Raw genomic sequence first — 12,153 nt, 5'->3', positions numbered from 1 at the left:
ACGTTATCTGAAAGCATGGCAAAACCAATTTGGGCGGTGAAGTGATGGAGTTAGCAATTCGAAAATATCGAGAAACCGATCATGAACGAGTAATGCATTTGCACATTGAAGGACTTAGACAGCACAATGCAAGCATCGGTGACCCGTGTATGGATAAGGATATGCAAAACATTTTGACAACATATATTGACAATGATGGTGATTTCTTAGTTGGAATACATGATAGCATGATCGTATGCATGGGCGCATACCGTAAACGAGATTATTTGACCGCAGAAGTTAAGAGAATAAGAGTAGATAGTGCTTATCAAAGGCGAGGATATGGTCAAGATATATTGACTGCGTTAGAGAAGTCGGCCAAGCAAAAGGGATTTGGAAGAATTATTTTGGATACAACCACTAATCAGGAGCCAGCAATATTACTTTTCAAGAAGAATGGATATCGAGAGTATACCCAAAAGAAATTCGGTGACATGAATGTCGTGTTCTTCGAGAAGGAAATATAAAAATATGATTTTGAAGGTAGTTCGGAGAAGGCCATGCCATCAGATAACAGTGCATTCACGCGGCGGGCCAGCAAGCTGTCCAGAGGGATTTTGTAGAAGAGGATTCAGGCGACAACCCTGCACTGGCTAACCGCATCGCGGCTGCCCCTTTGGGGCTTAAGCCAGTGAGGGTTTGTGAATGCTGGAACGTTATAAGAAATCAGCGCAAAAACATAAAACCCAAAAGCAATTTCTTCCTTGTTACACTAACGGGCAGTATAGTTTGATAACTGTATGGGCAAAATAGCCAAAAATAATGGAGGATATTTCTCATGTGGTGGAGATGTATTATTTTGATTTGGCTCATAGGGGTAATCAACTTTACAATATTGGATAGTGTTGATGCATACAGCGATGAGTCGCCAACTATGAATAATGTCGACATTCAACATAAGAGCTTGGAAGAAGTTCTTATTTTTGAACTTCGTCCAAAGATCATGGACGTACTTAGGAAAGAGTATGCTAGTAACTTTCTCATCGATAGACAGCATATCTTACCTTTGAGGAAATCGAACTCTTATCCTCAACATGAGTTCATACTAGAGGGACGAGTTACTACAAATTCTTACTCGGATATAGTTCAAATTACTTTTAAAGCTAATTTTGACGGATACAAAGTGAGTGGTTTTCATGTTGTTAATCATTCATTGAACTAACGGGAAACGTTAGTTCAATAGAAGACAAGAGAAGGCAGCCGCATAAGTTGCTGTCTTTTTGTTTTAAGTATATAAGTTCTTGTCATAATTCCATGACTAAGAACTTATATACTTTGCCGAAATTGACAAGAACTTGATTACTTCGCCTTCAACCATAATAAAAAAGCTGCTATCAGCGGCTTTTTTATTTTTTTGTTTAAATTTTTGTTTAAATGAGAAGGAGAGTGATAAATCGATTGATCGTAGCAAACACGCCAATTGTGACACAATCCATAAAGAAGCACTTATTAAAAGGCGGATTCCGGATTCTTTGACATATGTACAAAATACGAGTTTTGTGTAAAAGTGTTAAAGAAACGACCGTGCAACGGCCATTTTTGCATCAATCGTATAATTTCATCTTATCCATATTATTGACGGCTTTTCTCATCTCTTCATCTGTTAAATGCGTGTAAATCATCGTTGTCTGAATCGACGAATGTCCCAGCTGATTCTTCAACTTCGGCACGTCGTTGTTCTCACGATGATAACGTGTTGCAAATGAGTGTCTCAAGGAATGCACCGTCAATGCCGGCTTACCAAACGCTGCAGCGTATTTTTCAATCAGCTTTTCGATCGACCTTGGCGTCAACCGCCGGCTTTGGCCTTTGCGTCCGATCGGCGCTGCTATAAACAGGTAATTTTCCGATTTTTCCGGTTTATACCTAGCTTCACGGATCTTCAAATAGCTCTCCAGGTCCAACAATGCTTGCTGGCTAAAGTATACATATTGCTCTTTATTGCCTTTACGCAGCACACGCACTTGGCCTTTGTTCATATCCAAATCCTCGATGTTAATTCCCGCTACTTCGGATAAACGCAGTCCGGAGCCGAGAATTAGCGAAACGATCGCCGTATCCCGTTCCCGGTTAAATTCATGAAAGCGCTGTAAACGTTTATTGGTTTTATGGAGTTCCCCAAAATCATGAGCCACAAACTGACGGAACTTCTCGAGATCGTCTTCCCGCAAAATTTTGCCTTCAATTCGGTAAGCGATCGTTTCCTGGCTTTCCTTAATTGGATTAAAGTCGATTTTGGCCATGACATTACGCTGAATATATGGCTTAAGCTCCGGAGTTTCGGCCTTGTTTTGAAGATAATCAAACAGCGATTTTAATGCGGACAACTTCCGGTTGATCGTATATTTGTTGTTATCCAATTGATATTCCAAATAATACAGAAAATTTTCGACTTCACGGACGGTCAGCGATTCGAGTACGGACATTTCAATGTTTTTGCGATCATGGATGTTCGATTTAACTGATACAAGCCAATCAAAAAAGATGAGGTAATCGTGACAGTAGTTCAGCAGCGTCGTATGCGACAGTTTGCGTTTTCGGCCATCGATGTATTCGGTCACGTACCACGGGAGCTCAGCACTCTTGGCTTCCACGCGTTTCATATAATGCAGCTTCGCAATTTTATCCACTTATTGCCAACCTCCCTTGTTTCCAGAGTAACTTATTTATAATTATTCGTCAAATTATTATTTTACGTAATTATTGCGTGTGGTATTCAGGATCCTAACTAGAATCTTTGGCCTCAAAAACCATCATTGCTGCTTTTCATCAATCTGTTCCTTGGCTCGGGACAAGAACTTGTGCCGATAAACAAAAAAGTCGCTAAAATAGCGACTTTCAATGGGGACTATGTTCTTGTCCCTCGACATCGGGGACAAGAACTTGATAACAACGGTGACATTATCTCCTCCTCCGCCAATGCCTCCTCGTTCATTCTTCCCATTCGAATGGATAGTGATAGCTACTGCGAGGATGGATGGATCAGCATGGATTTGAGAGGCACCATCGAATCCTCCGGAACGTAATAATTGAATTTGTTGTCGCTGATCTGCCCAAGCAGCTGGCGGCGTATCGGATCGGCGTCCTTCAGCAGGCTCACAGACGCCGAATGATAGTCGATAGGACGCATCCAGATCGGGCTGTAGCCGAGGAACAGCTGCCTTCTTGTGAATGCGGAGCGATTCGGCGAGCCAGCATGCCACAAGTTTTGGGCGAACACGAAGACGTCACCTGGTTTTCCGCACACTTGTACCTCTCCGTCAAGCTGCTGGCGCACATCCTTGTGATTCGGATTGTACGGCTGCTTGTGACTGCCCGGAATCACTTTCGTATTGCCGCGATCCGGCTCCGACATATCGCTCAAAATATAGCAAACTTTAATATAATAGGTTGCCGTCAAGCCGTTAATGACAGGAAACTGCGGATGCGGACCGTCTTGATGCCAATCGATAAAGCTGTGCGTGGACGTTTGGGCTTCGCTTGGATTCGGTTGTCTGATCGTGAGGTGGGAGATGTGAAGCTGAATGTTGTGGCCAAGCAAATTAACGATTAACGGAAGAATGGCAGGCTGATCGATTAATGCAGCGATCTCGGCATGGCGTTCTACGCTGTTATAAATATTATGCGAAAGCGCTTCTGGTTCCGTCAAAACAATTTCGTCGATCGCGGCATTCAGCCGGCTCACCTGTTTCTGCGACAAAATATCTGGTATAACCAAATACCCCTGTTCATGAAATTGCTCCATTAATTTCGGTATTTCCAAATTGGCTGTCTTCATCCTTTATACCTCCTACTTGTATTTAATTTAATTATATTTGGCGAACCATCATGTTATAATGTAAGAAAAATCGATTTCCCTTGTAAATAATTTCATTCTATGAAAAGGTGTTGTCATGCAATGGAGTTCAGCCGATTTCTGGATCCCGATCTGCATTACCATGTCTACGTGAAGAATACCCCTCAATTTCAGAAAACGCATGATACGTATGATCATTGGGCGTTGTTCATCGTCGAAGAAGGCGCTTTTAATTACAGAATGGGCAGCCAAAGCGGAAGAGCGGTCAAGGATGACATCGTATTATGCCCGCCCGATCTAACCTTCTACCGGCAAACGGACGGTTTATCGTTCCATCTCATGGGGTTTCAATGGATCCATTCCCTAGAGGAGCCGCCGCGTGCGGCGAATTTCCCGACTTTCGGCAAGCTTCGGCTATTGAACAACAAACGCTTCCAATCCACCCTCTCTCAATTTCGCGACGCCCAATACTTGCATGCAGGGATTGGTCATATGTACAAGAAACATCTTCTCAGGGATCTGCTCTATTTGCTTCAGATCGAGCAATCCGAGCAGCATACGATGACCTTGTTCAGTGAGGATCCGACCCTTGGGCGAGCCCTGCATCTGCTTCAGCAGCAAGCAGAATTCGGCCTATCGTTGAAGTCGATCGCTGTGGAGCTTGGTCTAACCCAGGTGCAACTGACAAGACTGTTTACACGCGAGCTCCGCATAACGCCAAGCGCCTACGCGACTAATCTTAGAATGGACAAGGTGAAGCAACTCCTTATATATTCTTCGCTTACCCTTGCCCAAATCGCCGAGCATTGCGGATTTACCGACGAACATCATTTAAGCAAAAGCTTCAAAAAACTGTGCGGCGTCAATCCTTCGTCGTACCGAAAAACACATAGCGTATGATAGAACAAGCCGACCTGCATCGAATGAGGTCGGCCTTTCGTTCCCGTTATTTAGTTCCCGTAACCGAGCGTCTTAAGCTGTTCCATGGCGCTGTCCACTAACGCTTTGTAGTTCATAGACGTTTCCAGCGTCTTGATAAAGTCATCATATTCGGTCAATGGACGTTTATCGTAAATAAACTTCGCGATCTCCTCTTCCATGTACCGGTTCGCATCGGCTGGGTTATATCCCTCTGGATTATCGATAAATCCGTTCAATGCTTCAATACGGGGTTGATCGTTCGCGAATTCGATTGCAGCCGATTGTCCGGCGAACTTCGCTTGCAAATACTCCATTTCCGGTCTGCCGGTGAATTGGTACAGCCAAGAATGGCCGACCTCGCCCGCTTTGTCCGTCATCTTCGGCTTGCCGTCCTCAAGTGTGAAGTGCGTATCCTTCACCCCAAACTGCACGAGCAGCGAGCCTCCGTCCGGATTCGAAATATAGTTGAGCAGATCGAACACCCGCTGCAGTTTCTCCGGGTCTTTCTCAAGCGCTTTCGGAATGGCATATCTCCCAGGCGCCGCGCCGATATCCCATGAACCGTCGAATTGTCCTCCTGTACCCGAAGGAGCGGCGATTTGCAGCCATTCCGCATTCGGATTAACGGTTTTGATTTGTTCCACGAACTGCTCCTTCGTCATGTTCGGCCAATCAATATAGACGATGCCCGCCTGCCCTTTGATCGCCTTCTCTTGATGCTGCAATCCGCTATTGGCGAGCAGCTCCGGATCAACCGATCCTGATCCAATCATGTCCTTAATAAAGACCAAAGCATCCTTCATTGCCGGTTCATGCAGCGCATTGACGACTTTGCCGTCCTTCTCGTAGAAGTTGCCTGGCATTCCGACGCCGAAGGCTCCGAAAACGGTCGAGAATGCGCTCAGCTTGCCGCCCGTTAGACCAAAGGTGTCCGGCTTGCCATTTCCATCCGGATCGTTCTTAGTGAACGCTTCCGCTACGGAAGCCAACTGCTCCACGGTCGTCGGCACTTCCAGCTTCAGCTTGTCGAGCCAATCCTTGCGGATCCATAAGGTGTTGTAAGGGATTTGCGGAGATTTGGAGATGCCATATACTTTCCCGTCGACCATCCCCTTCTTGACGCTGTCCTCCCCGATGAACGCTACCGTTTGCTCCAGCTTATCCATATACGGCGTCAGATCAAGCAGCAGCCCTTGCTTGGAAAATTGAATTAGCTGCTGCCGGTCGACCATGAACAGGTCGGGAAAGTTCCCCGAGGACATCCGAACGTTTAGTTGATTGTTGTAATCGTCCGCTGCTGGATACACTGTCAAGTTCAGGTCGATATTCAGTGCCTTATCCAATTCCTGCTTAATCATGTCTTTATCGGGCGATGGAAGATTGTTCCCCGTCTCGATAATGTCGAGCTTAACCGGTTTGCCGCTAGGCTGCTCCGTCGTTTCCGCTCCGGGCTTGGCGGTAGCGCCCGAATTATTTTCCGGGTTATCATTGCCATTCCCCCCCGAACATGCCGTAAGCAAAGCCCCCGCTAATGAAACGGCTACTAGCAAAGTCCCTAATTTCTTCATGATCTTAACCCCTCTCTGAATGGTTTCATCGGTTAACCTTTAATCGAACCAAGCAGCATCCCTTTTGTAAAATGCTTTTGAAGAAACGGATAGATCACGATGACCGGCAAGCTCGCAATCATGACGGATGCCATCTGCATCGTCTGCGTCGGCATCATATTTTCCGCGTTCTCAAGCGGCTGCTGGCTTTGCATCAGAATTTCCCGGACGACGACCTGAAGCGGATAGAGTGTGCGATCGGTCACATAAAAAATCGCTTGAAAAAACTCGTTCCAATGGCCGACCAGGTAAAACAATCCAACCGTCAGCAATACAGGAAGGGAAAGCGGCGTAACGATTTGCAGCAGGATGCGGAACTCTTTGGCTCCATCCATTCGGGCCGACTCGAACAGCTCCTCCGGCAGTCCTTCAAAAAAGCTTTTCATAATAAGAACGTTAAAGCTCCAGACTGCATTTGGCAGAATCATCGCCCAGATAGAATCGAGCAGCCCCATCGACTTAACGACCAGATAGGTCGGAATAAGCCCTCCGCTGAACAACAAGGTGAACACGATCATGAGCAGAAAAAAGTTTCTTCCCGGCAAATTCCGACGGCTGAGCGGGTACGCCATCAGTCCCGTCAAGACGAGATTGACCGCTGTTCCGATCACCGTAATGAGAACGGTTATTTGGAACGCCTTCGGAATATTGGACTCCGTCAGCAGCGTGCGGTAAGCGGAAAACGTAATTTCCTTCGGAAACAATATGAATCCGCCGTTACGCAGCACTTCTCCGAACGGAGTGATGGATACGGATACAACATAAAGGATCGGCAGAATGGCGATAAGTCCGCATAGTCCGAGAATAACGTATATGATTGTGTTAAAAATTTTATCATCGAGGCCTCTTACCATATGCCCTCACCCCATTTCTTCGCCACGCGGTTAGCACCAAGCACAAGGATGAGTCCGATGACCGATTTGAACAATCCGACTGCCGACGCCAAGCTGAAATTAAGCTGCTGCAGACCGGTTCGGTAAACCCATGTGTCGATGATGTCCGCAACCGGGTACACCTGAATATTGTACAGAATGTAAATTTGATCAAAGCCTGCGTCAAGCAGATGACCAAGCTTCAGAACGAACAGCAGGACGATAATGCTTCTAATGCCAGGAAGCGTAATATGCCAGATCATTCGCATTCGGCTCGCACCGTCCACCTTCGCCGCTTCGTAGAGGGTCGGATCGATGCCTGCCATCGCGGCTAAATAGATAATCGCTCCCCAGCCGAGATTTTGCCATACCTCCGATCCGACCAGTATGCTGCGGAAATATTCCGTCGAGGTCAGAAACGGGATCGAGCTTCCCCCCGCTTCTACAATCCAGCGGTTTATGAGACCGCCGTTCTGGGAGAAGAGCGTCAAAAGAATACCGAAAATAATGACCCAAGACAAGAAGTGCGGCATGTAAGTCAGCGTTTGTACGATCGACTTCAGCCAGCGAACGCGGCATTCGTTCAGCAGTACGGCCAGCATGATCGGCGGCAGCGTCCCCCATAACAGCTTGTAGAGGCTGATCAACAGCGTATTGGTCAGCAGCTGGCTGAAGTAAGGCGACTCGTAAAAGCTCTGAAAATGCTTATACCACGGATCGACCCACGAGCTGCCCGTTATGCCGTCCAGGATCGCAAAATCTTTGAAGGCGATAATGACTCCGTACATCGGGAAGTACCGAAATATGACAAAATAAATAATGCCGGGCAGCAGCATGACGTAAAAGGCTTTAAACCGCCATGCCAATTTTAAAATCATGAGCAGCTTTGTCCGCGGAGAAGGCCGTATCCGAGGGGCTGGCGTTAGGCTTTGATTGGCTTCCATCGTATCCCTCCATAGTTTGAATGCGCTTCCAATAAGGCAAGTATAAAGGTCCTGACATCTTCTCGATATACACAAAAACGTAAAAAATGTACGCATTTCCTTCATAATCATTAGCCTCGAATATGGATCCATCTGCATCAATATCCATATTTTGAAATTGATATGAGTTGATGATTATTGTTGTAATCGCTTCCGGTTTTTATAATTCGAGGCATGAGGAGGTGAAGCTTTCCGTTCGGCCAACCGTCCGATGGCACGTCCGCGACGAAAGCGGCGGCAACGGCAAGCTTTGCGGCGAGAAAATCGCCGTCAACCATATCGCCGAGAACAGCATCGCGTTCAAGAACAAGAAGCACGGTTTCACTTACAACAGCAATCAGGGCTCGATCGTCATGACGAATAATACGTCCTGGAACAACGGTCACGCCGAATCTCAGCAATTTCCTGAAAGCTTGCGGCCGACGGCGACTTGATCTGCTCAGGGACAAATGTCGCCACGCGGTAAACGAATCTATCAACGATTAATGAGTAAAGGCTGTCACGAATGGTCTGAAGAAACCACGTGACAGCCTTGGTATCGTTTTTGGTTAACGCCAAACACCTAATCGTTCGTCGCTTTCCGTCAGGATGGGCATATCGACGCGGACAACAGTTCCTGCCCCCTCCGCGCTTCCGATCCGCAAGCCGTACGTCTCGCCGTGATGGATCCGAATCCGCTCATGCACGTTCCGCAGCCCGATGCCAGTAAACCGGTACATGGAGCGCTGCCCACCGTCCTGATTTTCCAACAGCAGCCTGCTGCGCTTCTCCCGTTTGATGCCTATCCCGTTATCGCGCACATAGAGTCTCAGAATCCCCTTCCTCAGCCCGCCTTTCACGACGATAAGCCCGCCGTGATTCGGCGTTAGTCCATGGAAGAGTGCATTTTCTACGAGTGGCTGCAGCGTAAGCTTAAGTATGCGATACTGCAGAAGGTCAGGATTGATATCAATCATAAACTGATATTGTTCCCCATAGCGTACCTGCTGAATATGCATGTACATTCGCAGCCCTTCCAGCTCCTCCTCAAGCGATACGTATTCCGATTGCTTGTCGAAGCTGAAGCTTAACAGCTTGACCAGCGAACGAATCGTATCGCGCAGCTCGTCGATCCGCTGCTGCTTTGCCAAGCTGCTTATGCAGGCAAGGGTATTATACAGAAAATGGGGCGCAATTTGGCTTCGCAGCATCTTCAGCTCGTATTCCTTCTTCTGCTCCTCCGCATTTTTCGTCTTCTGGAGCAGGCTCTGAATCCTCTCGAGCATGGCGTTGTAGCTCTGCGTTAGCCTGCCGATTTCGTCCATTCTCGTGACAGGCAGCTTCGCCACGACCTGAAAGTTGTTAAGACGGTCCATCTTCTCGACAAATCGGCGAATCGGAAGCGTGAACGATCGGCTGAGCACATACGCGCTGATCAGTAGCATAATGATCCATACGATACTCGCGGTCCGGTAGTTATTGTTCAGCTTCTGCAGGTCCTGATAGAAATAATCCTCTTCGATGAACGCCGCAAGCGACCAGCCTAGACGGTTTTTGGTCGACTTCACGGCAACGAGCGGATTCAAGGAATCCCCTTCTATGCCGCTGACTCCGACTTTGAGCAAGGCGAGCTGCCCGCGAAAGCTCTCCTCCAGCTTCGGCGGATACGAGGACGCTTGAAAGGGGAGCAGCTTATCACGGGAATCCAGCCGATTAATGACGTTGCCTTCCTTCGTGAACAGTATATAAGATTGATAGATCATCGGCGCAATACGCTCCGTGAGCAAATCGAGATTAAGTTCTACGACCACGACACCCTTCACCTTATTGCCTGCATCCGCAATAGGCAATACGTAAGCAAGCGTTCGCCCCGACATTGGCGAATCATAAGGTTCGCTCACGTTAATAGCCCCGTAGTTAATAAGCGCCAGCTCATAGAGCTGATTCAGCTTCGGATTGCCGATGATGTCATAAGCGACCTGCGAGCTTGCAAATACTTGGCCGTCTGCTCGTATCATGTACAACGTTCTGGCAATGGAGTTGTTAATCCCCGCGAACTTGCGAAGCGTCTCGACGGCTGCTTCCTCATTCCCTTCCTCCAGCAAATCGGCGCGGGTCGAGAGTAGTAGCAGCATATTTTCCACATTGTCCAAACTTGCATCGATATATTGATTCGTACGGCTGACGAGCAGCACTGCATCGCGAATGACTTGATTCTGAAGCAGATTCTCCGCCTCGTGGAGGTTGCGCCATGCAAGCACTTGAACGAGCAGCAGCGTCACGATGAACAAATAAATAAACTGCTTGGAAGCGAGACCAAGGCTGGCATACCAATGAAACAGTTTCGTCATTTCCACTCTTCCTTCGCGCTCGTTCTCACTCTTCCGTGCTTTCAGCCATTCCGTTTATAGTCCGTCGGCGATACCCCGGTCCAATTTCGAAACGTAACGGTAAAATAGCGGTAGCTCGGAATGCCGACCTCTTCCGCGACCTCATATACCTTCTTATTCGAATGCCTAAGAAGCTCAATCGCCTTCTCCATACGAAGACGGGTAATATACTGATTGACCGTACTCCCCGTTTCCTCGCGAAACAATTTGCTGATATAATGTGGGCTCAGCCCTACCTGCTCCGCAATAACGGGCAGCGAGATCGGCTCCTTGAGATGGTCTTTGATCCATTGCACGGCCAAGCGGATCTCAAAGCGCGAACGCGACTTCCCAAGCTCGGCAGCTTCCATATCCTGAACAATATTGACGATCATCTCAGCTAACGTTCCTGCGTCCATTAATAGCCCCATACGGGCTGCGCTCAGCTCATCGCCCTCTTGCTGCCTGTGCCAATTAACCTGCCAATTGAGTATCCGCTCCTTTAGTTGACTTGGCTTCACTCGCTCTGCGATGCACCAGTCTCTGAACTCGCCAAGCAAGTATTCCTTCAAGCTCGCAGGAGACAATGATGCTTTTCTCAGCAGCTCGTTTAATTCCTTCGTTTTCTTTTCCGTCAGATCCGATAGAGGCAACGAATGCTGAGCGTACACAGCGCTTTCCTCGGGACATCGGTCGTAAAACAGCGCATCTTTCCACTCGTTCGAATAGGCGAGCGCTGATGCAACTTCTTCCTTCGATGTGACCGGTTTGCTAAAAAGGGCATATGCTGTCGCCCACCGCTCCTGCTTGGTCTCTTCCCGATTCAACAGCTCCGTCAAATGTTGAACAACCGTGCGGAGTGACTCAAGAACAGCATTGGGAGGAGTTCTGCCTTCAAGCAGAACAAAATATTCCCGCTCCCTTACCGTCAGCCAAGTCAGCCAGTTTGAATCCCTTTTTTCCTGCTCGGTCAGCCTCTGCTGAACCGTTTCCTTCACAGCTAGATAGGCTAATGGAGGAATGTCTAGCATAAGCCGTACCAGTCGAATCGGACGATCTACACTTAGCGTCATCAGCTGCCAATCGGAGCCGGCTGGCTCTTGCCCGTGAAGCAGCTTGCCGAATAAGGCGGCTTGCAGCTGCCTCTGTTCCCTTCTCGCATGCTCCTGCACCATGCGCTCCTTGACGACCGCAGCTCTCGCTTTGTCCATCGCCTGCTTAAGCTCTTCTTCCTCTAGTGACACCTTCAAAATATATTCAAGCGCTCCAAGACGGAGCGCTTCTTGTACGTAATGAAAATCGCTGTGACAGGTTAACAATATGATCTGTACGCTCGGGTGCCGCTTCCGGAGTTCCCGAATGAGAGCAATGCCGTCCATAACCGGCATCGTAATATCCGTTATCACGACATCTGGCGTGCGTTCAGCACATAGCTGCATCGCTTCCGAGCCGTTGCTCGCTTCCCCTATCCATTCGGCTCCGCATGCCTCCCATGGAAATATCCGAAGCTCTTGCCGCAGAGGAATTTCATCTTCGACGATCAATACGCCAAGCGGCTCTATGGCCATGATATCCTCTCCCTTAATG

9 protein-coding genes and 1 pseudogene are annotated in these 12,153 nt (G+C 48.0%); 3 read left to right on the top strand and 7 right to left on the bottom strand.

Annotated features, from left to right (window positions below; all coding sequences use genetic code 11):
* The first annotated feature begins 44 nt into the window (after positions 1 to 44).
* Positions 45 to 506 (top strand): GNAT family N-acetyltransferase, encoded by a 462-nt coding sequence (locus MHH48_RS17240; protein WP_076323473.1) that lies wholly within the window; start codon positions 45 to 47, stop codon positions 504 to 506.
* A gap of 1,077 nt (positions 507 to 1,583) precedes the next feature.
* On the opposite strand, the gene xerS is transcribed toward MHH48_RS17240, so the two are convergent.
* Together xerS and MHH48_RS17230 are read right to left on the bottom strand one after the other, a co-directional pair.
* The gene (gene xerS, locus MHH48_RS17235) at positions 1,584 to 2,669 is read right to left on the bottom strand and encodes a tyrosine recombinase XerS (RefSeq protein ID WP_083659709.1); all 1,086 of its coding nucleotides are present in this window, start codon (positions 2,667 to 2,669) and stop codon (positions 1,584 to 1,586) included.
* 332 nt (positions 2,670 to 3,001) lie between these two features.
* On the bottom strand, positions 3,002 to 3,817 hold the full coding sequence (locus MHH48_RS17230; protein WP_076323471.1) for a phytanoyl-CoA dioxygenase family protein: 816 nt from the start codon (positions 3,815 to 3,817) through the stop codon (positions 3,002 to 3,004).
* 120 nt (positions 3,818 to 3,937) lie between these two features.
* Here MHH48_RS17230 and MHH48_RS17225 point away from each other — a divergent pair, with 120 nt between their 5' ends.
* Positions 3,938 to 4,735 carry a helix-turn-helix domain-containing protein gene (locus MHH48_RS17225; RefSeq protein ID WP_076323470.1) on the top strand — a complete coding sequence of 266 codons (798 nt, stop codon included), beginning with the start codon at positions 3,938 to 3,940 and terminating at the stop codon, positions 4,733 to 4,735.
* 50 nt (positions 4,736 to 4,785) lie between these two features.
* On the opposite strand, the gene MHH48_RS17220 is transcribed toward MHH48_RS17225, so the two are convergent.
* Genes MHH48_RS17220 through MHH48_RS17210 form a run of 3 tightly spaced genes read right to left on the bottom strand, consistent with a single transcriptional unit; the run spans position 4,786 to position 8,179 of the window.
* Positions 4,786 to 6,324, bottom strand: a complete 1,539-nt coding sequence (locus MHH48_RS17220; RefSeq protein ID WP_076323469.1) for an extracellular solute-binding protein — start codon at positions 6,322 to 6,324, stop codon at positions 4,786 to 4,788.
* A gap of 32 nt (positions 6,325 to 6,356) precedes the next feature.
* A complete protein-coding gene (locus MHH48_RS17215; protein WP_076323468.1) occupies positions 6,357 to 7,217 on the bottom strand; it encodes a carbohydrate ABC transporter permease in 861 nt (286 codons plus the stop codon).
* Entirely contained in the window at positions 7,211 to 8,179 is a 969-nt protein-coding gene (locus tag MHH48_RS17210) for an ABC transporter permease subunit (RefSeq protein WP_076323467.1), read from the bottom strand. The genes MHH48_RS17215 and MHH48_RS17210 overlap by 7 nt, the downstream gene beginning before the upstream one ends.
* A 237-nt stretch (positions 8,180 to 8,416) precedes the next feature.
* Here MHH48_RS17210 and MHH48_RS17205 point away from each other — a divergent pair.
* Positions 8,417 to 8,607: pseudogene (locus tag MHH48_RS17205) on the top strand (right-handed parallel beta-helix repeat-containing protein); the annotation flags it as partial.
* 159 nt (positions 8,608 to 8,766) lie between these two features.
* On the opposite strand, the gene MHH48_RS17200 reads toward MHH48_RS17205, so the two are convergent.
* Together MHH48_RS17200 and MHH48_RS17195 are read right to left on the bottom strand one after the other, a co-directional pair.
* Positions 8,767 to 10,548, bottom strand: coding sequence for a sensor histidine kinase (locus MHH48_RS17200; protein WP_076323466.1), 1,782 nt, complete (start codon positions 10,546 to 10,548; stop codon positions 8,767 to 8,769).
* A 41-nt stretch (positions 10,549 to 10,589) separates the two neighbouring features.
* A complete protein-coding gene (locus MHH48_RS17195; RefSeq protein ID WP_076323465.1) occupies positions 10,590 to 12,134 on the bottom strand; it encodes a response regulator in 1,545 nt (514 codons plus the stop codon).
* Positions 12,135 to 12,153: the final 19 nt, after the last annotated feature.

This window comes from Paenibacillus sp. FSL F4-0100 (genome assembly GCF_037993005.1).
Taxonomy (GTDB): Bacteria; Bacillota; Bacilli; order Paenibacillales; family Paenibacillaceae; genus Paenibacillus_AQ.
The sequence above is the reverse complement of the archived record's forward strand: the minus strand, read 5'-3'. Positions and strand labels throughout refer to the sequence as shown.